The organism is Geminicoccaceae bacterium (assembly GCA_020638465.1).
GTDB lineage: Bacteria > Pseudomonadota > Alphaproteobacteria > Geminicoccales > Geminicoccaceae > JAGREO01.
This window is the reverse complement of the sequence record JACKIM010000002.1, coordinates 1,599,406-1,619,905: the sequence shown is the minus strand read 5'-3', so window position 1 is coordinate 1,619,905 and position 20,500 is coordinate 1,599,406. Positions and strand designations below refer to the sequence as shown.

General features: G+C 61.6%; 20 protein-coding genes. 6 read left to right on the top strand and 14 right to left on the bottom strand.

Annotation, left to right across the window (positions count from 1 at the left end):
• Positions 1 to 96 precede the first annotated feature (96 nt).
• The 3 genes from ald (at position 97) to H6851_17880 (ending at position 3,422) form a co-directional block, all read left to right on the top strand.
• Positions 97 to 1,218: an alanine dehydrogenase gene (gene ald / locus H6851_17890; protein ID MCB9945476.1), complete on the top strand. Its 1,122-nt coding sequence runs from the start codon at positions 97 to 99 to the stop codon at positions 1,216 to 1,218.
• Positions 1,219 to 1,347: 129 nt separating this feature from the next.
• A complete protein-coding gene (locus H6851_17885; GenBank protein ID MCB9945475.1) occupies positions 1,348 to 1,782 on the top strand; it encodes a universal stress protein in 435 nt (144 codons plus the stop codon).
• 131 nt (positions 1,783 to 1,913) lie between these two features.
• Positions 1,914 to 3,422, top strand: a complete 1,509-nt coding sequence (locus tag H6851_17880; protein ID MCB9945474.1) for an alanine:cation symporter family protein — start codon at positions 1,914 to 1,916, stop codon at positions 3,420 to 3,422.
• A 189-nt stretch (positions 3,423 to 3,611) separates the two neighbouring features.
• Here the strand turns inward: H6851_17880 and H6851_17875 are convergent, their stop codons facing one another.
• The 4 genes from H6851_17875 to H6851_17860 all read right to left on the bottom strand — a co-directional run bounded on the left by H6851_17875 (position 3,612) and on the right by H6851_17860 (position 7,640).
• The gene (locus H6851_17875) at positions 3,612 to 4,724 is read right to left on the bottom strand and encodes an acetoin dehydrogenase dihydrolipoyllysine-residue acetyltransferase subunit (GenBank protein ID MCB9945473.1); all 1,113 of its coding nucleotides are present in this window, start codon (positions 4,722 to 4,724) and stop codon (positions 3,612 to 3,614) included.
• A 104-nt stretch (positions 4,725 to 4,828) separates the two neighbouring features.
• Positions 4,829 to 5,842, bottom strand: a complete 1,014-nt coding sequence (locus H6851_17870) for an alpha-ketoacid dehydrogenase subunit beta (protein ID MCB9945472.1) — start codon at positions 5,840 to 5,842, stop codon at positions 4,829 to 4,831.
• 12 nt (positions 5,843 to 5,854) lie between these two features.
• Positions 5,855 to 6,823 carry a thiamine pyrophosphate-dependent dehydrogenase E1 component subunit alpha gene (locus H6851_17865; protein ID MCB9945471.1) on the bottom strand — a complete coding sequence of 323 codons (969 nt, stop codon included), beginning with the start codon at positions 6,821 to 6,823 and terminating at the stop codon, positions 5,855 to 5,857.
• A gap of 340 nt (positions 6,824 to 7,163) precedes the next feature.
• Positions 7,164 to 7,640, bottom strand: a complete 477-nt coding sequence (locus H6851_17860; protein ID MCB9945470.1) for a hypothetical protein — start codon at positions 7,638 to 7,640, stop codon at positions 7,164 to 7,166.
• 182 nt (positions 7,641 to 7,822) lie between these two features.
• Between H6851_17860 and H6851_17855 the strand changes: the two genes are divergently transcribed.
• Positions 7,823 to 8,539 (top strand): helix-turn-helix domain-containing protein, encoded by a 717-nt coding sequence (locus H6851_17855; GenBank protein MCB9945469.1) that lies wholly within the window; start codon positions 7,823 to 7,825, stop codon positions 8,537 to 8,539.
• Positions 8,536 to 9,126, top strand: coding sequence for a hypothetical protein (locus tag H6851_17850; GenBank protein MCB9945468.1), 591 nt, complete (start codon positions 8,536 to 8,538; stop codon positions 9,124 to 9,126). The genes H6851_17855 and H6851_17850 overlap by 4 nt, the downstream gene beginning before the upstream one ends.
• 3 nt (positions 9,127 to 9,129) lie before the next feature.
• Here H6851_17850 and H6851_17845 read toward each other — a convergent pair whose 3' ends face one another.
• From H6851_17845 to H6851_17800, 10 genes are all read right to left on the bottom strand, one after another.
• Positions 9,130 to 9,588: a TerB family tellurite resistance protein gene (locus tag H6851_17845; protein MCB9945467.1), complete on the bottom strand. Its 459-nt coding sequence runs from the start codon at positions 9,586 to 9,588 to the stop codon at positions 9,130 to 9,132.
• Positions 9,588 to 10,982 carry a TrkH family potassium uptake protein gene (locus H6851_17840; protein ID MCB9945466.1) on the bottom strand — a complete coding sequence of 465 codons (1,395 nt, stop codon included), beginning with the start codon at positions 10,980 to 10,982 and terminating at the stop codon, positions 9,588 to 9,590. Before H6851_17840 ends, H6851_17845 begins: the two co-directional genes overlap by 1 nt.
• A 233-nt stretch (positions 10,983 to 11,215) precedes the next feature.
• Complete coding sequence (locus H6851_17835; protein MCB9945465.1) at positions 11,216 to 12,829, bottom strand: AMP-binding protein; 1,614 nt, start codon at positions 12,827 to 12,829, stop codon at positions 11,216 to 11,218.
• Positions 12,830 to 12,838: 9 nt separating this feature from the next.
• Positions 12,839 to 13,603, bottom strand: a complete 765-nt coding sequence (locus tag H6851_17830) for an RNA methyltransferase (protein ID MCB9945464.1) — start codon at positions 13,601 to 13,603, stop codon at positions 12,839 to 12,841.
• 334 nt (positions 13,604 to 13,937) lie between these two features.
• Positions 13,938 to 15,914 carry a DUF4445 domain-containing protein gene (locus H6851_17825; protein MCB9945463.1) on the bottom strand — a complete coding sequence of 659 codons (1,977 nt, stop codon included), beginning with the start codon at positions 15,912 to 15,914 and terminating at the stop codon, positions 13,938 to 13,940.
• Positions 15,915 to 15,954: 40 nt separating this feature from the next.
• The gene (locus H6851_17820; GenBank protein MCB9945462.1) at positions 15,955 to 16,866 is read right to left on the bottom strand and encodes a methyltetrahydrofolate cobalamin methyltransferase; all 912 of its coding nucleotides are present in this window, start codon (positions 16,864 to 16,866) and stop codon (positions 15,955 to 15,957) included.
• Complete coding sequence (locus tag H6851_17815; GenBank protein ID MCB9945461.1) at positions 16,863 to 17,891, bottom strand: methylenetetrahydrofolate reductase; 1,029 nt, start codon at positions 17,889 to 17,891, stop codon at positions 16,863 to 16,865. The genes H6851_17820 and H6851_17815 overlap by 4 nt, the downstream gene beginning before the upstream one ends.
• On the bottom strand, positions 17,888 to 18,373 hold the full coding sequence (locus tag H6851_17810) for a methylenetetrahydrofolate reductase C-terminal domain-containing protein (GenBank protein MCB9945460.1): 486 nt from the start codon (positions 18,371 to 18,373) through the stop codon (positions 17,888 to 17,890). Before H6851_17810 ends, H6851_17815 begins: the two co-directional genes overlap by 4 nt.
• A gap of 1 nt (position 18,374) precedes the next feature.
• Positions 18,375 to 18,680, bottom strand: a complete 306-nt coding sequence (locus tag H6851_17805; protein ID MCB9945459.1) for a virulence factor — start codon at positions 18,678 to 18,680, stop codon at positions 18,375 to 18,377.
• 142 nt (positions 18,681 to 18,822) lie between these two features.
• A complete protein-coding gene (locus H6851_17800) occupies positions 18,823 to 19,560 on the bottom strand; it encodes a DUF1638 domain-containing protein (protein ID MCB9945458.1) in 738 nt (245 codons plus the stop codon).
• Between the two features lie 125 nt (positions 19,561 to 19,685).
• Here H6851_17800 and thiM point away from each other — a divergent pair, with 125 nt between their 5' ends.
• Positions 19,686 to 20,471, top strand: a complete 786-nt coding sequence (thiM, locus tag H6851_17795) for a hydroxyethylthiazole kinase (GenBank protein ID MCB9945457.1) — start codon at positions 19,686 to 19,688, stop codon at positions 20,469 to 20,471.
• Positions 20,472 to 20,500: the final 29 nt, after the last annotated feature.

Below are 20,500 nucleotides of genomic sequence, written 5' to 3'. Positions count from 1 at the left end.
GGTGAATCAAGTTTGCAAGGACATTTCGCAAAAATGCGATAAAATCCTACGTATTGAAAAGATGCGGGATCCAAGCCTTGCGAGGGAGAGCTATCCATGCTTGTCGGCGTACCCAAGGAAATCAAGAATCACGAATACCGGGTGGGGCTCACTCCGGACAGCGTCCGCGAGATGGTTGCGCACGGTCACAAGGTGATCGTCGAGACCCAGGCCGGTGCGGGTATCGGTTCATCCGATGAGGACTATGGGGCGAGCGGCGCTGAGATCGTCGGCACGGCTGCCGAGGTGTTCGACCGGGCCGGGATGGTCGTCAAGGTCAAGGAGCCTCAGGCGGTCGAGCGCAAGATGCTCAAGGAAGGGCAGCTCCTTTTCACCTATCTGCACCTGGCTCCCGATCCCGAGCAGACGAAGGATCTTGTCGACAGCGGTGCCGTCTGTATCGCCTACGAGACTGTGACCTCGCCGGCAGGCGGCCTGCCGCTGCTGGCGCCGATGTCCCAGGTCGCCGGGCGGCTGTCGATTCAAGCCGGCGCACACTGTCTCGAGAAGGCCCATGGCGGGCGGGGTATGCTGCTGGGCGGCGTTCCGGGTGTGGAATCGGCCAATGTCGTCGTCATCGGCGGCGGTGTCGTCGGCGAGAACGCCATCATCATGGCATTGGGCATGCGTGCCAATGTCACCGTTCTCGATCGCAATGTCGATGTGCTGGGCAGTCTGGCTGCCCGCTACGCCGAGCATGGCCTGAACACGGTCTACTCCAACAAGGCGTCGCTTGAGCGGTACGTGCTTGCAGCCGATCTTGTGGTAGGCGCCGTACTGGTGCCCGGTGCCGGTGCACCCAAGGTGGTGACCCGCGACCATGTCCGGCGCATGCAGCCGGGATCGGTGCTGGTCGATGTGGCGATTGATCAGGGCGGCTGCTTCGAGACCAGCAAGGCCACGACCCATGCCGATCCTACCTATGTGATCGACGACGTCGTGCATTACTGCGTCGCCAACATGCCTGGTGCGGTGCCGCGCACCTCGACCATGGCCCTCAACAATGTCACGTTGCCTTATGCGCTGGCACTGGCTGACAAGGGATACAAGACAGCACTCTCAGAAAACCCACACTTCCGCAACGGTCTCAACGTGGCCAGGGGCAAGGTCACCTACAAGGCTGTCGCCGAAGCGCTCGGTTACGACTACGTCGATCCGCGCGACATGCTCAAGGACTGACAATTGTCCTTGCGAACCTGAAAAGGGTTCGACGCGCCCATCGCGAACCGGTAGGCCAGCCCCTGCGGATCCGGCTTGCCGGTCGCGAGCGCATTCCAGTTCCAAGAATCCTGAACCGGGAGGATAACAATGACAACGATATTTCTCGTCGGATACGGCGAGGCCGATGATTCCCAGCGTGCGCTGGATTTTGCCGTCGAGCGGGCGAAGCCGGCCGGTGCCGAGATACGCCTCGTTTTCGTGCTCGAATGGTCGCCCTACAGCTTTCTTACACCCGACGAACTTGCCACCCGGCACAAGCGACGCAATGAGGAAGTCGCTCGTGCGACGGCGATGATCGAGCCTGTCGCACAGAAGGCGGCGGCGAGCGGTGTGAAAGTCGAGACCATTGTTCGCTATGGCCATGTCGCCGAGGTACTCTGCGATGTCGCCAAGGAGACCAGTGCGGTGCAGGTCTTCGTTGGTCGCGGCGGCAGCTCTTCCAACCTGACAACCCGGCTTTTCGGCAGCGTGCCCGGCGCGCTCGTCCAGGCATCCCCCATTCCGGTCACCGTAGTTCCCTGATTGGCGGATGACCCAATTCATCGAAAGAAAAACACGGAAAAAGGGAAGAAAATCTTATGACATCATGGATCAGGCGTGGCGGTCGTACCGCGCGGGAGCTCGGCCTTGCGCTGACGCTTTCATTGCTGCCGATGATGGCCTGGGCTCAGGACCAGGCGGCTACCGCTCCCCCCAGCATGGACGAGAAAATCAACGAGGCCTTTGCCAATTCGACCGGCTGGTTCGTCAATTTCATCTTCAGCCCGTTCCCCGGCACCACATTCCCGTGGATTGTCGCCTGGCTGGTCATTGCGGCCACCATCTTTACCCTTTATTTCGGTTTCGTTCAGTTTCGCGCCTTTCCTCACTCCATCGCCTTGGTGAAGGGCGACTACTCCGATCCCAACGACGCAGGTGAAGTCAGCCACTTCCAGGCACTGGCAACTGCTCTTTCGGGGACAGTCGGCCTCGGCAACATCGCCGGTGTGGCCGTGGCCGTCGGTATCGGCGGTCCGGGTGCAACCTTCTGGATGATTCTCGCCGGTCTGCTGGGCATGGCATCCAAGTTCACCGAATGCACGCTGGGTGTGAAATATCGCAACGAGTATGAGGACGGCACGGTCTCGGGCGGCCCGATGTACTACCTGACCAAGGGGTTCGCCGCCCGTGGCCTGTTCGGTGGCAGGATCCTTGCCGTGATCTTCAGTATCTTCTGCATCCTCGGTTCACTGGGCGGCGGGAACATGTTCCAGGCCAACCAGGCGCATCAGCAGATTGCAGGTATCGTCGGCGACTACCCCGGCTGGATCACCGGCATCATCTTCGCCGCCATCGTCTTTGCCGTCATTGTCGGCGGCCTGAAGTCGATCGCAAGCGTCACCGAAAAGATCGTGCCTTTCATGGGTATCCTCTACTGCGGTGCGGCCATCGTCATCATCGCCATGAATTCGGACAAGATCGGCTGGGCATTCGGCCAGGTCATCGACGGTGCCTTCACCGGCCTTGGCGTTGCCGGCGGACTTGTCGGTGCGCTGATCCAGGGTTTCAGGCGTGCGGCCTTCTCCAACGAGGCCGGCGTCGGTTCCGCGGCCATCGCCCACTCCGCCGTCCGCACCAAGGAGCCGATCACCGAGGGCTTCGTCTCGCTGCTTGAGCCCTTCATCGACACCGTCGTCATCTGCACCATGACCGCCCTGGTCATCATCATCACCGGCCAGCTGGCATTCGATGCCGAGACCGGGCGGTACATCGTCGGCGAAAACGGTGCGATCCAGACCATAACCGGAGCATCCGGCGTCGGCCTGACCTCGGCTGCCTTCGAGAGCGCGTTCAGCTGGTTCCCCTACGTTCTCGCGGTGGCGGTGATCCTGTTCGCCTTCTCGACCATGATCTCCTGGTCCTATTACGGGCTCAAGGCCTGGACTTACCTTTTCGGCGAGGGCAAGACCAAGGAGGTCGTCTTCAAGGTCATCTTCTGCATCTTCGTCGTCATTGGTGCCGCTGCCAATCTTGGTCCCGTCATCGACTTCTCCGACGCCGCCATCTTTGCCATGGCCGTCGTCAACATCTTCGGCCTCTACTTCCTGATGCCGATCGTCAAGGAGGAGTTGAACAGCTACCTGTCGCGCCTGAAGTCCGGCGAGATCAGGAAATTCAAGTAAAGACATTTGGTGGAACAGTATCGGTCGACAGACCGATACTGTTCCAGAAATACGTCAAAGGCCGGATGATCCATCCGGCCTTTTTTCTTCGTGCACAAGCATCGACTGATCGGGGAAGGCAGGAGTCCGGGGCCTCTACGGCTGCAGGTATGGGGGCTGGGATCGTGAGACCCGCCCCCGATCCTGAATTCAGGAAATAAAACTCTTTATGGTCTCAATGACTTCGGCGGCCCGCTCCATCTGGGGAAGGTGTCCGGTGTCGTCGAAGCGGGTGACCGGTATGGTGTCGGGCAGTCCTTCACTATGGCTTACAGGCAGGATACGGTCGTTCCTACCCCAGATGACCTGCAGGGACGGGGTCATGCGCTGGACGCGTTCGGTCATTTCGAGTGTCTGGTGACCACCCTGGAAGCAGGCTCCCGCAACGGTGTTGAGGGCGGCTTCGGCACCATCGAGACGCTTGAACCGGATGACCTCCTCGACCATCTCGCCGCTGATGAGCGAGGGATCGTTGACCAGCATTTCGAGATAGGGGCGCAGCTTGCGGCTACGCTTCTCGCGGATGAAACCGTCGATATAATCCATGTTGATCTCGGGACCGAGACCGGCCGGGGCAATCAGCGTGGCACTCTCGATCTTTTCCGGATGGTTGCGGGCCATGTCGAGACACACGCCTCCGCCGAGCGAGTGGCCAACGAAATGCGCCTTGTCGATGTTCATGGCCTGCATGAACGCGAATACCGCACTCGTGAGACTGCCGATATTGCCGTGGCCGACGTCCTTGGTTGATCCGCCATGACCGGGCAGGTCGATGGCATAGCTCTTGCGGCCATCGGAAAGATCGGACTGGATAAGCATCCAGTTCATGTAGTCGCCACCGAAGCCGTGGACGAAGATAAGCGGGGTACCGTCGCCATCGCCCGCCGCGAGATAGCGGATACGACCGGCGTCGGTCTCGACGATGCTGGTGGCGGGGCCGCCGTCACCGGCATCCTCTACGACGAAATTTGCCTTGAAATCATCGATATAGGTATTGATGTCGGCATCGCTGACACTGTCATCGGCAACGACCGCGAGCAGGAAGCCCACCGGGACGGTTTCACCCTCTCCAGTTACCAGGCGCCGCAGCTTGCCTGACACCGGGCTTTCGAAGACATTGGCGATCTTCGATGTCTCGATGTCACAGATTTCCTGCCCCTTGGCGATCGTATCGCCTTCCTTGACCGACCAGGCGGCAAGCATGCCCTCCTGCATGGCCAGCCCCCATTTGGGCATCACGATCCGTTCAATTCCGCCACTCATCCGTCGCTCCCCGTCAAACTCCAAAAAACATGTGTCGAATGATCCATGAAGACCATTCCCCACCGCATCCGGTGTTGACCGGACACGATGGGGTCTTGCCTGTGTCAGTGACCCTTGCCCATGGTCTGGCGAACGGCGGCCTCGATCTTCGCGACGCTGGGAATGTAGATATCCTCAAGCGCCGGCGAAAACGGTACCGGGCAATGCGGCGAGGTCACCATCTGAGGCGCTGCCTTGAGCGCACCGAAGATTTCCTGGGTCACCAGGCCGACGATATCGGTGGCCATGTTGCAGCGCGGGTGAGCCTCGTCCACCACGACCAGCCGACCGGTTTCCTCGGTGGTCTCAAGGATGGTGTCCTTGTCCAGCGGGCTGGTGGTCCGCGGATCGACGACTGTGCAGGTGATACCCGACTTTTCGAGGTTGTCGGCGGCCTCATTGGCGAAATTCACCATGCGGCCGAAGGCGACGATGGTCACATCATCGCCTTCACGGGTGACGTTGGCCTCGCCGAAGGGGATGGTGTAGGGCTCGTCGGGCACGTCGGCCTCGTCATCATACATGGCCTTGTGCTCGAAAAAGATCACCGGGTCGTCGTCGCGGATGGCCTGGATAAGCAGGCCCTTGGCCTCGTAGGCGTTCGAGGGCAGTGCGACCTTCAGTCCCGGGATATGGGTGAACAACGGATAGAGGCACTGGCTGTGCTGCGACGCGGCCCGGAAACCCGCTCCGTACATGGTCCGGATGGTGAGCGGAGTGACCGCCTTGCCGCCGAACATGTACTTGAATTTTGCAGCCTGATTGAAGATCTGGTCGAAGCACACACCCATGAAGTCGACGAACATCAATTCGGCGACGGGGCGCAGGCCGGTTGCGGCGGCACCGGCGGCGCAACCGATGAAGGCGCTTTCGGTGATCGGGGTATCGAGCACGCGGTCGCGGCTGAATTCGGGCATGATACCCTTGGTGACGCCCATGGGACCACCCCAGGCGTCCTGCTCTCCCGGCGCGCCGAGGCCGCCCGAGATATCTTCGCCCATGATGACGACGCGCTCGTCGCGGGCCATTTCCTGGCGCAAAGCCTCATTGATGGCCTGACGATAGGATTTCTTCGGCATGACTGGAATTCCTCAATAGGCGGAGGTGTAGACGTCGGTGAGCAGGTCGGCTTCGGTGGGCACGGCACCCGCCTTGGCCTCGATCACGCACTGCGCGATCCTTTCCCTCACCTCGCGGTCGATGGCGTCCATGTCGCCGGCATCCAGCAGGCTGGTCTCGATGACGCGGTTGCGGAACAGCATGAGCGAATCCTTCTCCGCCTTGACCTTCTCGATCTCGCCTTCGCCCTTGTAGGAAATCGCATCACCCTCGAAATGACCATAATAACGGTTGAGGCGTACGTGCAGCAGAGAGGGACCATCGCCGTTGCGCGCTCGCTCGATGGCCTCGCGGGCCGCTTCCCAGACCGCAAAGAAATCATGGCCGTCGACTTCCGTGGCCGGCATGCCGAAGCCCTTCGCGCGATCCGACTGCGATCCGCCCACCGACCATGCGCTGGCCGTGCTTTCGGCGTAGCCATTGTCCTCGACGACGAAAATGGCAGGCAAATTCCATACCTTGGCCAGATTGTAGCTTTCGAAGGTCGTTCCCTGATTGGAAGCGCCGTCGCCGACGAAGGCAATGGCGACGCCGCCGGTCTTGAGGACCTTGGCGGTCAGGGCGGCGCCGCAGATGAGCGGCGGTCCGCCACCGACGATACCATTTGCGCCCATCATGCCTTTCGACAGGTCGGCGATGTGCATCGAGCCGCCCTTGCCACCGCAAAGTCCTTCCTTCTTGCCGAAGATCTCGAACATCATGCCACGCTCATCGCAGCCCTTGGCGATGCAGTGACCGTGGCCGCGGTGAGTCGATGCGATGGCATCGCGATCATCGAGATGCATGCATATTCCCACGCCGGAGGCTTCCTCACCGGCATAGAGATGAACGAATCCCGGAATGTTGCCGGCCGAGAATTCCTCGTGGACGGCATCTTCGAACTCGCGAATCAACCGCATCCTCTTGTAGGCTGCCAGAAGATCGCTTCGACTGAGTTGCATTTGATCCTCCCCTTTGAATGTCTAGTCGCTGTCAACAGGCGCCTCCGGCGCCGATGGATACGAACGGCAAACAGGCAAGCGGCCACCAACGGCCGGAGTACATGCGAAGTCCATGCATTTCAGCGCTGGACACAGACCAGCCGGACGGCCGGTAAACACGAATGACCAGTGTGGAATAAATTTCACGTGGTTCTGACGCGGTCCGGTAGAAACGCGATGCCTCCCCTGTCAAAGCCCCTCGACATCCCGCACAACCTGACAGACAAAGATCGCTGACAGGAAAATGCACGCTTCGGGGGCCTTTTCCGTGAGTAAACGATTAGCAGCCGGAGAAGGCAAGTCAAGTACGCGGGAGGGGGGGAGACACCGGCAGTTGTCCGACATCCGGGAGTTGTGACAGCCAGCCGCTTTCAATCCACCGGAACCCGAAATGATGGCCTAGTCGTCCATCGAGGTGCCGGTCGACCGTCTCGCACCCCGAAGCATCCCCCTCGATCCGGATGGAGGGGCTGGCATGCAGGCCCGCAAGGTCCAGCAGCGAATCGAGGAAAGCCTTGATGGTCGTTTCCGGCCGGCCCATTTCGATCAGGCGCAGCCAGTCGATGCTGAGCGTCGACCGGGGGGCGAGCTGGTGGAACATGGCGACGACGACGATGCAGCCGCTGGCGGTTCGAACCGTCATGACGCCGCCATACGGCTCGTCCAGACAGGCTTGTGCCTGTCTCGAAAAACCGGCGAGGTCGTGTGGTGCAATTGCCGAAAGCAGGGGAACGGCAAGGTCGAGTTCCCGTTTCTGCAATGCTTGCCAGGTCCACATTCGAGGTTGTCCTACTGAACCATTCCAAAACCAATACGAGAATAAGTTCGGGGCTTTGAATTTCTTTCAACGACAGCAGGGTCACATTGACCCAGGTCAATGGTAACAGCTAGTTTTCGCGTGATTATGGTCTTGATGAGAAAAACGTTACCAAACAGGCATTGCGAGCAGAGGAAAGCTCAATGATTCGGTCTGATGTGCGCCTTGAACATCGTGGCGTCGTCCATTACTGCGACCACTGCGCTGTCCGTCATCTGAGTATCTGTGCTGGCCTGGAACGGGATGTTCTGAGCCGGATGTCCCAGCTCTGCGCGCATCAACGCATCCAGCCCGGAGTCTGTCTTATCGAGGAAGGGCAGCCGGCGGAATATGTCTTCACGGTGGTGGATGGCATGGTCAAGCTCTACAAGCTGATGCCCGATGGCCGTCGTCAGGTGACAGGGTTTCTCATCAAGGGGGATTTCGTCGGCTTGGCCTATGGCGACAACTACATCTATACGGCCGAAGCGGTGGTGCCGACGCTCGCATGCCGCATAAAGCGCTCCCAGTTCCACAACATGATGGAAGATCACCCGTCATTGGAACGTAACCTGTTGTCGAGGGCCAGCACCGAACTTGCGGCAGCCCAGGGACAGATGTTGCTGCTGGGACGAAAGACCGCGCGGGAGCGTCTGGCGACCTTTCTGCTCGGCCTGGCGCAACGTCTGGATCGCAAGGAGGGTGACGTGGTACTCCTTCCGATGGGAAGGAGTGATATAGCGGATTTTCTCGGACTGACGGTTGAAACGGTGAGTCGAACGTTTACGGCAATGCGCAAGGATGGAACCCTCGCCCGGGTGGACAAGGCAGGTATCGTCATCGCAGACATGGCGCAACTTGCCAGGGTTGCGGGCGATTGAAGCACGGCGATCTGCTGGCCGTATGGCTGTTTGTCCTGTTCGTTCTGACGGCCTGCGGTCGGGACGAGGTGCCTGCTCGTCCGGAATCGTTGCCGGAAGTGGCTGCACCTCAGCCCCAAACCAGTGTTGTTCCCGAGCCCCCGCCATCGATGTGCGATTCCATGGCGCGGCTGGTCGAGGCCATGCGAGGTGGCTTCGCGAGCCTGCGTGCCGGCACGATCGAAGCGAACTGGCGCTGGAGTGGCGCGGAAAAGCCCTATCCATTCGTCAAGTGCGAAATCGAGGGCACGACGTTTCCGACGGCGGTCTACAGGTGCCAGGGAAGCCCGGTCCGCATGGGACGAACGGATATCCTCGAGTCGAGTTTCGCCGATCTGGAACATGCCATTCAGGCCTGCTTGCAGCGACCGACGTGGTATCCCCGTGACTGGCGGGAAGGCAGTGTCTACGAGTTCGCAGGTGCCGAAAAGCAGCTCATGTGGCGCGATGTCAGTGCCCGTCCGGCCGCGGCCTTCATCCTGGCCGTTACGGAAAATGCCCAGGGCAACCGAATGAAGCTCGACCTGACCCTGCGTACGTTCCGATAGCTTTCAGTCGAGCCCGAGAGCTTTCCTGGCCCGGTTGCGCGCCTCGGCACTTTCGGAGCCGCTGACATAGAGCAGGCCGGTGATGCGTCGCATCAGCGAAGCCTCGTAGTCATGCAGCCGGCCATCCGACAGCACGACCTGCCAGAGCATTTCGATGAGTTCGACATGGGCATCGTGATCGAAGGCCCGCATGATGGTGTGCGTAAAGCCGTGCCATTCGACACTTTCCCGTGCGGCCTTTTCCCCTGCATCGAGAAGGGATCGCGCCTCGTCGGTGTCCAGTCCGAAATGGTTGGCAAGAAGGGATTCGATCTGATCGCGTTCGATGCCATCCATCTGGCCGTCAACGCAGCCCGCCTCGACCAGCAGCGCGGCTGCCGCAATTCGATGGGCGTCGGCCTTGCGGGAGGATGGGGGAGTGTTGCCGACGAGTCCGGTCAGTGTCTTCCAGAGATCCAGCATCAGGCTCGCCAAAAAGCGGGAACGAACAGGACGAGAATGGTGAACAGCTCCAGCCGTCCGGCAAGCATGGCGAAGGACAGGACCCATTTGGCCGAATCGGTCACGGTGGCATAGTTGCCGGCCGGGCCGATGATCGGGCCGAGACCCGGGCCTACATTCGCAAGCGCGGCGATCGAGCCGGACATGGCGGCGACGAAATCGAGCCCCGACATGGCCAGCAGAAGGCAGACCACCACGAAGGTCAAGCCGAAGATGAAGATGAAGGCGAGCACCGAGGTGGCGGTGGCATCGGCCAGCGTACGCCGGTTATAGACCACACGGAAAACGCCGCTGGGCTGGAACAGGCGCAGCAACTGCACGCGGGAGATCTGGTAGAGGACAACGAAGCGAAAGATCTTGATGCCGCCGGTGGTGGAGCCGGTGCATCCGCCGATACAGGAATAGAAGAAGATCATGGCGATGGCCAGCGGACCCCACTTGCTGTAGTCGTCAGCCGAATATCCGGTTCCGGTTATGACGGTTACCGCACCGAAAACCGAGTGTCGCAATATTTCCCCGGGTTGCTGGAACGGGTCTCCGTTGATGAAATGTTCGGTCGCGAGAGCTGCGACGCCAATGCCGATGATGCACAGATACCACCGGACCTGAACATCGGTGACAATCGGCCGGAAGCTTCCCCTGAGGAACTGGATGTAGAGCACGAAGGGCAGGCCGGCGAGGGTCATGAACAGTGAGGACGTCCACTCGATCGCCGAGTTGTTGAAGCCGCCAATGGACGCGTCGCGAGTCGAAAGACCGCCGGTGGAAAGTGTCGTCATGGAATGGGCCACGGCCTCGAAGCTTTCCATGCCGGCAATCATGTAGGCGGCTGCACACAGGATGGTCAGCAGGACATAGACCACGCCACTGTTGGAGGCGATCTGGGCGGCGCGCGGCAGGATCTTCTCCGAGCGATCCGAGCTTTCCGTGCGAAACAGTTGCATGCCGCCGATATTGAGCATCGGCAGGACGGCAATGCCCATGACGATGATGCCGATGCCTCCCAGCCATTGCAATATGGCACGCCAGAGCAGGATCCCGCGTGGCATGTTGTCGAGGCCGGTCAGGACGGTGGCACCAGTCGTCGTGAGACCGCTTGCCGCCTCGAAGAAGGCATCGGTGATCCCTATGCCAAGTCCGGAGAGCATCAAAGGCAGGGCGCCGAACAGGGACGTGACGAGCCAGACCGTGTTGGTCAGCACGAATCCCTGCCGGATCGTGAGCTCGCCCGTGCGATGGCCCCGGTTCATCAGGACCAGGACGGCACCCAGGAAACATGTGGCGCAGGCGGATACGAAGAACACCTGCCAGTCGGGGTTGTCCAGCACCAGGTCGGCGATGAGAGGCGGTATCATGAACACCGACAGCACGATCAGCACCGTGCCGGTGACCAACCCGATCGGTCGCAGGTCGACGACTGCACTGAGTTGCGGGAGGATGGAAAATTGTCTTTTCAAAGCCAAAGGTCGATCCCGGCCCTCGATTTCTCGTCATCCAGGCATGCTGCTCGAACGACAGGACATGCATTACAATGGGAGAATGGCGCACATCCAGGGTTCAACAGTTCGATGAATGCCCAACGCCACCTCTATCGTACCGGCTGGCGGGTCTGTCCAGAGCCGAGTTGACGGAGGTCCATGCGGCGGATCTTGCCTGTGGCCGTCATGGGCAATTCATGAAGAAATTCTATTTCCCTGGGATATTCGTGCGCGGCCAGTCTATGACGAACGAAATTCCGGATATTGTTCGAAAGTTCTTCGCCTGGGGATGCTCCCTGACGCAGGACGATGAACGCCTTGACGCGTTCGCCGCGCAACTCGTCGGGAACGCCAATGACGGCGCACATGGCCACCGCCTCGTGGCGCATGAGGCAGGCCTCGACCTCGGCCGGCCCGATGCGATAGCCCGCGCTGGTGATCAGGTCGTCCTCCCGACCGAGATAGGTGAAGAAACCGTCCTCATCCATGCGTCCGAGGTCGCCGGTGACCAGCCAGTTGCCGCGGAATTTGGCGCGGGTGGCCTCGGGCTGGTTCCAGTAGCCGAGAAACATGACGGGGTCGGGGTGGCGTACCGCGATGCTGCCGGTTTTGCCCGGCATTACCGGGTCGCCGTTCCCGTCGATGATCGCGACTTCGTGGCCCGGCACGGCCATGCCCATCGACTCCGCCCTTGGCGCTGCAAGCTGGGCGAGATTGGAGACAACCAGATTGCATTCGGTCTGGCCGTAGAACTCATTGATGGTCACGCCGAAGCTGTCCTGCGCCCAGCCGAGAACCTCGTCGCCGAGACGCTCGCCGCCGCTGCCGATCGAACGCAGGATGGCACCGTGCGCTCGCGCGTCGATCTGCGCATCGCGCATCAGCTTGAGCGAGGTCGGGGGCAGGAAGGCATTGCGAACGTCATGGCGGCCCATCAGGTCGGCAGCGGCGTGCGGGTCGAACTTTCCAAGCCGGGTAGCGACGACCGGAACACCGAAATAGAGGCTCGGCAGCAGGACATCGAGCAAGCCGCCGATCCAGGCCCAGTCGGCCGGCGTCCAGAAGCAGTCGCCGTCATGTGGAAAGAACTCATGCGTCATCTGCACGCCCGGAAGGTGCCCCAGCAGGACGCGCTGCGCGTGCAGCGCACCCTTCGGCGGGCCACTGGTGCCGGAGGTATAGATCAGCACTGCCGGGTCGTTGCTCGATGTGGAAACGGCGTCGAACCGGTCGCGGGCATTCTCCAACTGGCATTCGAGCGGGACTCCGGTGACGAGCACGGTCGCGAGTTCGGGCAGTTCGTCGCGGATCATGGCGATGCGCTCGCTGCCCTCCGCATCGGTGAGCACGAGTTTCGCGCCGCTGTCATGCAGTCGGTGCTGCAAGGCGTCCGGGCCGAACAGGCGAAAGAGCGGAAGGGCGATGGCGCCGATCTTGCTCGTGGCGATGTGGGCGGCGGCAGTATCCAGTTGCTGGTCGAGGAAGATCGCCACGCGATCGCCACGCACCACTCCATGCGCCGCCATGACATGGGCGAGGCGCGATGCCCGGCGTTCGAGGTCGAGGAAACCTACGGTCCGGTTTTCATCGTGGAGGATGAGGGCCGGTCGGTTGGATCGGTCCGCATGCCGGGTACAGCACAATTCTGCAATGTTCATGCTCGCCGGAATATGCCAGCGAAAGGATCTTCTCAGTTCATGGATTGTTGACGCGCGCTCAAGCATGTGAAGACGTTAGCACGCCTGCAGGCGCCAGTGATAGAGCAGCACCGCGGCGGATGCCGCGAGGTTGAGCGAGGAGACGCCTTGCTGCATGGGTATGGCCACACGGCGGTCGGCCAATGCCAGGAGTTCGCTGCTCAGCCCCTGCCTTTCACTGCCGAATGCCAGCAACACATCATCCGGAATGGTCAATAAGGCCAGATCTTCTCCTTCGGGATGGATCGCCCATAGCGGCCGGGCCATGTCATTTTGCAGGTCGTCGGGATCGATGCGACCGACGGGCAGCGCGAAATGGAGCCCGGCACTGCCGCGCAGGGCGCCCGCCTGCCACGGATCGTCATCGCCCAGAGCGAGTACGGCATGGGCACCAGCGGCGGCCGAACTGCGGATGACGGCACCGAGATTGCCGGGGTGGGCGGTGCGTTCGACGATGATTGTCGGTGCGCGCCGTGTCATTCCCATCACGGCACCGATATCGAATGCGGGACGTGTGGCAATCGCCAGCATGCCGGTGTCGACCCTGCGCGATCCCAGTCGCTCGAACAGTCCTGGAGAGATGACGTTGCAGCCGGATTCAAGCTGCGCCCCGATATCCGGAGCAAGGGTAGCGACCATGTGACGCATCTGTTGCGGGTCGCGGCAAACCGTCAGCGAGATTTGTGCACCAAACCGGAGAGCATGCTTGATCGCGTGAAATCCCTCGATCACGAGACGTCGACGATCGTGCCGGGCTTCACCGAACTGTTCCAGAATGTTGTTCTCTGTTTTAATTTCCACCGTTGCGCTTTTTCCCGTCAGTCCGTTCGCATGCTCCGTCCTTGTCGATCGTCAAGGATTCGGGATTTTTACCCATGGAGTTGGAGAGATGAACGTGATTGTCAGCCGAAATGATCTACGTTAGGGTCCTTATCAACAACAAAAGCTAAGGGAATAACCCTCAGCCAGCGCAGCGTCTCGTCGGGTCAGCTGTTCTGCAGAAGCCTTGAGTCGAGGTCGCCATACGTGGCGACCTCTTTTGTTTTCTGCCCCCTTGAAGGCGATGGTTTTGTTCAGGTTGCGGGATATTCGCCGCTTGGGTCAAGCTACCGGTTTGGTAGATACGTTTCCTGTTTCAGTTTCGTCGACGTCGACGGCGGCTTTCCTCGGTTGCCGAAGCGGGCTTTTTTGCAGGAAGATCGACCGCAGCTGCGAGATGCGGCGTCGGAGCCGTCTTGTGCGGAATGGCCATCGCAGCCACGAAATGCTCCTGGAAGCGGGGTTCCACAGCCGTTTCGACCTTCTGGATGGTACGCACCACGGTTTCGATCTGGCGCCGTTGCGCCTTGTTCAAGAGGGCTATGCGAGCACCCGTCCCGGCAGCATTGCCGGCGGCATGGACACGGTCGAGGGGACAATCGGGAATGAGCCCAAGAAGTACGGCGTAGAGAGGGTCGATATGGCTTCCGAATGCGCCGGCCAGCATGATCCTGTCGACCTGATCAACGTTCAGCCTGTCCATGAGCAGCCGGCATCCGGCGTACAGGGCCGCCTTGGCAAGCTGAATGGCCCGCACGTCGTTCTGGGTGATACGTATTTCCGGCTCGCCGCGGTGCAGCACATAGGAGAAGGTTCGTCCATCGGCCACGATCCGGTCGGTGCGCTCCATCATCCGGCCGTCGATGACCCCATCCTGATTGATGAGGCCACAGAGATACATCTCGCCGATGACCTCGATGATACCCGAGCCGCAAATGCCGGTAACGCCCGTGGATCTGGCCACCTGCCCGAACGCCTCGTGATCCGACCACAGATCGTGTCCGATGATCCGGAAGCGCGGCTCGAACGTCGCCCGGTCGATGCGGACTCGCTCGATGGCGCCCGGTGCCGCACGCTGGCCGCTCGACAGTTGTGCGCCCTCGAAAGCCGGACCGGTGGGGGAGGAACAGGCGACAAGGCCGTTGTGATTGCCCAAGACGATCTCGGCATTCGTGCCGACATCGACGACGAGCGTCATCTCGTCGCGCAGGTGAGGGGTTTCCGAGAGGATCACGCCGCTGCAATCGGCTCCGACATGCCCGGCGATGCAGGGCAGGATGTAGACGCGCGCGCTGTCATTGACGGCGGTCATGCCGATCTCGCCTGACCATAGCTCCATCGCTCCGTCCGTCGCCAGGGCAAAGGGAGCGCCGCCCAGTTCGACCGGATTGATGCCGAGAAGGAGATGATGCATGACCGGGTTGCCGACAAACACCATCTCGAAAATGTCGTTGGGATCGATCATCGCTTCTACGGCGAGCTGGCCGATAAGTGCCGTCAGCGTCTCGCGGACCACCAGGGTCATTTCCGCATCGCCGCCGGGGTTCATCATCACGTAGGAAACCCGGCTCATCAGGTCTTCGCCGAAGCGGATTTGAGGGTTCATCATGCCCGATGAGGCCAGCACCTCACCCGACAGGAGGTCGCACAGATGGGCGGCGATGGTCGTCGAGCCGACGTCCACGGCGACCCCGTAGACCTTGTCGTGAAAGCCCGGCCGCGTCGCGATGATGCGATGGTCGTCATGCACCATCACGGTGATCTTCCAGTCGCCCTTGCGCAGCTTGGCCTGCAGTGCGCGCAATGTCTTCAGGTCGATGGAGACACCGCCCAGGTTCCACTGGTTGCGCAGGGCTTCCTCGACCCGTTCCAGGTCGCCCCGGGCATGGTACATGTCCGGTTCCTCGACCTCGATGTAGTAGGGTCGCAGGACGGGATCGATCTCGATGGCACGGGCCTCGGCACGCTTGCGCACGACCTGCTTGTGCACCTGGCTTTCGGCCGGAACGTCGATGACCACGTCCTTGACCAGCCGCGCCTGGCAGGAGAGGCGTCGGTCGGAAGCGAGGTGTTTGCGCCCGGCATAGCGGGTCTCGCTGCGAGTCAGCTGTTCGAGATGGCTGGAGGAACTCGTGATTCCGTGCTTGGCGAATTGTCCCTCGGCAATCCGGATCTGACACCGTCCGCATATGGCGCGGCCACCGCATACGCTGTCGATATCGACACCCAGCGAGCGGGCAGCCTGCAGGACCGGTGTGCCGACGGGAAAGCGACCGCGCCTGCCCGACGGCATGAACACGACGAGCGGGTCGTTGACCGATCTGTCCAAGGTGTCAGCCCGCCCTGCGCCGGCGTCGTTCACCACGCTCCCCGCGGGCGCCTGCAGCGGTCCCTTCCGGGGCGGGTTCGCGGAACCTGGTGAGCCAGCGGCGGCAGTTCTCGTCCTTGCCGAGCATCACGTCGCTGCCCATGATCGCCGACATTTCCTCGGCATGCAGCGGGTTCATGATGGCCGAGGTCATGCCGGCGCCGGCAGCCATGCACAGGAAGGCCGCGTTCAATCCGTGTCGGTTGGGCAGGCCGAAGCTGACATTGGATGCCCCGCAGGTGGTATTCACCTTGAGTTCTTCCTTCAGGCGACGCAGCAGGTGAAAGGCGGAGTTCCCCGCCTGGCCCAGAGCACCGATCGGCATCACCAGCGGATCGACGACGATATCGCAGGCGGGAATGCCATGATCTGCGGCGCGCTGGACGATTTTCCTCGCCACTTCGAAGCGCACGTCGGGATCTTCGGAGATGCCCGTCTCGTCGTTGGAGATGGCGACCACCGCGGCATTGTACTTCCTGATCAGGGGCAAGACGACTTCCAGCCGTTCCTCTTCACCGGTGACCGAGTTCACCAAAGGTTTTCCCTGATAGACGGCAAGGCCGGCTTCCAGCGCCGCCACGATCGAACTATCGATCGACAACGGGACATCCACCAGCGACTGAACCAGCTTGATGGTTTCCGCGAGGATGGCGGGCTCGTCCGCCAGCGGGATACCGGCATTGACGTCGAGCATGTGGGCCCCCGCCGCGACCTGCGCCAGCGCGTCGGCCTCGACGGTGGAAAAGTCGCCTTGTGCCATCTCGGCGGCGAGCTTCTTGCGTCCCGTCGGGTTGATGCGCTCGCCGATCACGCAGAACGGGCGGTCAAAGCCGATCACCACTTCCTTGCTGTGCGAACTGATGCGGGTCTCTGTCATGGTCCGGCATTCTCCTGAGAGGGGGAGGAGGGTCTGCGGGCGAGCGCACGACCGCGCCGGCCCTGCAGCACTCCCGAACTGGTGATGATCTCGGAAACAAACTCTTCTTGACGGTAAGCCATCACATGGACGCCGCTCACGCCCTTGATCTCGCGCAGGCGCTGGATCAACTCGATACAGATGGTCTTGCCCTCGGCCTTCGCCGCCTTCGGCGAGCCGGCCCTGTCGAGCCGGTCGATGATGGCGTCGGGGATGTGGACGCCCGGCACGTTCGAACGCATCCAGCGCGCGGTCCGCGCCGAGGCCAGCGGCCCGACTCCGGCCAGGATGAAGCATCTTTCATGGAGGCCCTGTTCCCGTACCCGTTCCATGAACCGCTCGAACACCGGCAGGTCGTAGACATACTGTGTCTGGATGAAATCGGCTCCGGCCCGTACCTTCTTGGCAAGGTGCAGCGCACGGAAATCCAGCGGCGGCACGAAGGGATTGGCGGCGGCGCCGATGAACATTCTCGGTGGTACGCTGATCGTGCGGCCTGACAGAAAGCGGCTTTCGTCGCGCATGGTGCGTACGGTCTCGAGCAGCGAGATGCTATCCAGATCGAAGACGGGTTTCGCTCCCGGCTGGTCGCCGCACTGTACACCGTCGCCGGTGAGACAGAGGATGTTGGTGACCCCCATCGCCGCCGCGCCGAGAATGTCGCCTTGAATGGCAATCCGGTTCTTGTCGCGGCAGGCAACCTGTAACACAGCCGCATAACCAGCCCTGCTCAGTAACGAACAGATGCCCATTGACGACATGTGGACATTGGCTCCCGAGGCATCGACGGCATTGATTGCATCGCAGACTTCGGAGAGCACCAGCGCACGGTCGAAGACTTCGTTGGGGTCGGCGCTGTCGGGGGGATTGAGTTCGGAAGTGACGGCAAAGCGGCCCGTGCGCAGGACGCGTTCGAGACGCCCGGTACTGGAATATCCCGGAAGGGGTCTGAGCTGTGCGGCGGGATCGAGGCGATCGGTGCTCATGTCCCGTGCGTCTCCGCAACCGGTGTGCGGGTTGAAGCCGGCGCCTTCTCCTGCATGACCCGGATCCAGGAAGATGAGCCCTCGATGCTGCGATCCACCGGTTTTTGGACATCGAGGATGGCGTGGCCGCCGGACATCCGTCTCGAGCCCTCATAAGCCTGTACCCAGACACAGCGCATCTGCGGCCGGACCTCGCAATGACCATTGGCGCGGACGCCGCCACAGGGGCCGTTGCGCATCTGCTTGGGGCAGTTCATGGGGCACGACATGCCGGTCGAGGACAGGACGCAGCGGCCGCACATGCGGCAGTCGAACAACGTACCCTTGACGATCCTTTCGACGGCGGCAACCGGCTTTTCGACTCGTTCGACGCCGATCCTGCGGATCAGTGGCGCCATCGCGACATAGCTGCGCTCGAACAGCCTGTAGAATCCTTCGAAGAGACGGGCGTGGCGGACCGACCACAAGCGAATATCGTACATCTCAGGAAGCCTTCGCGAAACCTAGATTGTCGACCATTTCCCTGATTCGTTCAGCGTCGTACTCGGTTTCCAGAGCCTCGGCGGCGTTGGCCGCCTCGTTTTCGAGATCGTCTCCTACCTCGATGGGATCGCTCCGGCGCCACTGTTCGAGATAGGCATCGGTGCCGGTGAGCTTCGCCCGCATCGCCGCCCGGTCGATGGCCTGCTCGAAACGCTCGGGCAGTTGCCGCCTTGCCGTCCTGCGGCCGGCCTTCACGGTCACCTGGGCCGGGATATCCCTCCAGAAGACGATGATCTTTTGCGCCATCAGGTCTGCTCCCGGATCGCCTGCGAAAGCCGTTGCCCTCGACAAGGTGGCTGCCGGTTCATCCGGCCTCTCGCCGTTTGCTCCGATTGCGCCGCGACATCTATCAAAATCGCGCCAAGTTCTTGCGCCAGACAGGCACGCCTCACGATCGTCGCGATATCCGCCCCCTGCGACGCCCTCGCGTCCGCGCCGAACGGCGCTTCCAGACGGAGCCCGGCATGACGGCGGCGGCTGTCGCCAGATGATCGGGGAGACTGTCGACCGATGGCGCCCGGCCTTCACCATGCGCAGCGGATTCTACGAAGTTCGCAAGCTCACCCATGCCGGTGTGAACCTGTTCGAAGGCAAGGCCCAGTCGTTCGGCCGCACATTTCGCCTTGCCGGTCAGATCCTCATCCGCGGTCTGCGAAAGGTAGATGAGCCGCTTGTAGTGGCTGAAATAGGCATCGCGCAGTTCGGGATGACAATCGAGACCCAGCGCCTCGATAACGAGCGTGTCGAACTGACGGACGAGAAAATCGGTGAGGTAGAATGTTCCGGGTTCGGGTTCGCTGAGCTCGGCAAAGGCATCCTGACCGGCGAAGAAGGCATAGCAATGCGCCCCTTCGAGCCGGGGGACGTTTTCGTGGGCCAGCACGCGGTCGAGCATTCCTCCGGTACCGCAATCGGCATAAGCGCAGTAGATTTTCGCATAATCGCCGCGCGCCTGCTCGATCCGGGCGCGCACGGCTTCGGGGATGAACTGCGGCGTGTTGTGCAGCGTAGCCGGAAGGCAGGCGAGATCGACATGGGTGAAGTCATTGGCGTCGACCAGCATGCGTATCTCGCGGGCAAGTGCGCCGCAGGCGATGATCAGGGTCTTGTCGACGGGAGGTGTCATGGGCCAACCTCTTTGGACAGGGCAGGATTGATCTGTGCGGAGGTGCAGGTAGCATGGGTGCCCGTGATTGGCCAAGTTCCGCATCCTGCCGCCAGGAGGCGGGCGAAGGCAGGGAGGAGGAAATCATGGATATCGACAAGGCACTGGATGCCATGCGCCAACAGTGTCCGCTTGTGCATTGTATCACCAATTATGTGGCGATGAACGTCGCGGCCAACACGCTTCTTGCGGCCGGCGCATCGCCCGCCATGATCCACTGCGCGGAAGAGGCTGGCGAATTCGCGGCCATAGCCGGTGCGCTGTCGGTGAATATCGGCACGATATCGCCTCCCTGGTTCGAGGGTATGCAACAGGCGGTGAAGGCTGCCGATGCTGCGGGCAAGCCCTGGGTCCTCGATCCGGTGGCCCATTTCGCCACGACCTACCGGGCAAGGGCCGCCCGGGATCTGTTGCAGATGAAGCCCGCTATCCTGCGGGGAAATGCGTCGGAAATCATGGCTCTCGCAGGCGGGATGTCCTCCGGCAGGGGGGTGGATGCCGGCGATCCCGTGGCCATGGCCGAGAGCGGCGCCCGCTCGCTCGCCAGAGACCACGGCATCGTCGTAGCCGTTTCCGGGGCGACCGACTTCATCACGGACGGCGAGCGGGGCTGGCAGCTTACGGGCGGTTCGGAACGAATGCCGCAGGTGACCGCGATCGGCTGCTCCCTGACCTGCCTGATGGCCGCTTTCGCCGCCGTCGTTCCTCCGGCCGAGGCCGCTGTCGCCGCGTCATGCATGTTCAAGGAGGCCGGCGAGCGGGCGGCGGCGAGGGCCGAGGGACCGGGTTCGCTCGGCTGGCGGTTCAGTGATGCGCTGGCAGCCATCCAGCCCGGTGAACTATTCCCGTCCGGTCGATTGACCGAGGTGTAGACTCTGTCCTGCCCAGACATGGGCGAGGG

Coding starts and splice junctions, on each gene's coding strand:
- ald (MCB9945476.1), top strand. CDS start 97: ATGCTTGTCGGCGTACCCAAGGAAATCAAGAATCACGAATACCGGGTG.
- H6851_17880 (MCB9945474.1), top strand. CDS start 1,914: ATGATGGCCTGGGCTCAGGACCAGGCGGCTACCGCTCCCCCCAGCATG.
- H6851_17800 (MCB9945458.1), bottom strand. CDS start 19,560: ATGACACCTCCCGTCGACAAGACCCTGATCATCGCCTGCGGCGCACTT.
- H6851_17845 (MCB9945467.1), bottom strand. CDS start 9,588: ATGCTGGATCTCTGGAAGACACTGACCGGACTCGTCGGCAACACTCCC.
- H6851_17860 (MCB9945470.1), bottom strand. CDS start 7,640: ATGTGGACCTGGCAAGCATTGCAGAAACGGGAACTCGACCTTGCCGTT.
- H6851_17810 (MCB9945460.1), bottom strand. CDS start 18,373: ATGTACGATATTCGCTTGTGGTCGGTCCGCCACGCCCGTCTCTTCGAA.
- H6851_17870 (MCB9945472.1), bottom strand. CDS start 5,842: ATGCCGAAGAAATCCTATCGTCAGGCCATCAATGAGGCTTTGCGCCAG.
- H6851_17885 (MCB9945475.1), top strand. CDS start 1,348: ATGACAACGATATTTCTCGTCGGATACGGCGAGGCCGATGATTCCCAG.
- H6851_17805 (MCB9945459.1), bottom strand. CDS start 18,680: ATGGCGCAAAAGATCATCGTCTTCTGGAGGGATATCCCGGCCCAGGTG.
- H6851_17835 (MCB9945465.1), bottom strand. CDS start 12,829: ATGCTTGAGCGCGCGTCAACAATCCATGAACTGAGAAGATCCTTTCGC.
- H6851_17825 (MCB9945463.1), bottom strand. CDS start 15,914: ATGCCGTCGGGCAGGCGCGGTCGCTTTCCCGTCGGCACACCGGTCCTG.
- H6851_17820 (MCB9945462.1), bottom strand. CDS start 16,866: ATGACAGAGACCCGCATCAGTTCGCACAGCAAGGAAGTGGTGATCGGC.
- H6851_17840 (MCB9945466.1), bottom strand. CDS start 10,982: ATGATACCGCCTCTCATCGCCGACCTGGTGCTGGACAACCCCGACTGG.
- H6851_17855 (MCB9945469.1), top strand. CDS start 7,823: ATGATTCGGTCTGATGTGCGCCTTGAACATCGTGGCGTCGTCCATTAC.
- H6851_17815 (MCB9945461.1), bottom strand. CDS start 17,891: ATGAGCACCGATCGCCTCGATCCCGCCGCACAGCTCAGACCCCTTCCG.
- thiM (MCB9945457.1), top strand. CDS start 19,686: ATGGATATCGACAAGGCACTGGATGCCATGCGCCAACAGTGTCCGCTT.
- H6851_17865 (MCB9945471.1), bottom strand. CDS start 6,823: ATGCAACTCAGTCGAAGCGATCTTCTGGCAGCCTACAAGAGGATGCGG.
- H6851_17875 (MCB9945473.1), bottom strand. CDS start 4,724: ATGAGTGGCGGAATTGAACGGATCGTGATGCCCAAATGGGGGCTGGCC.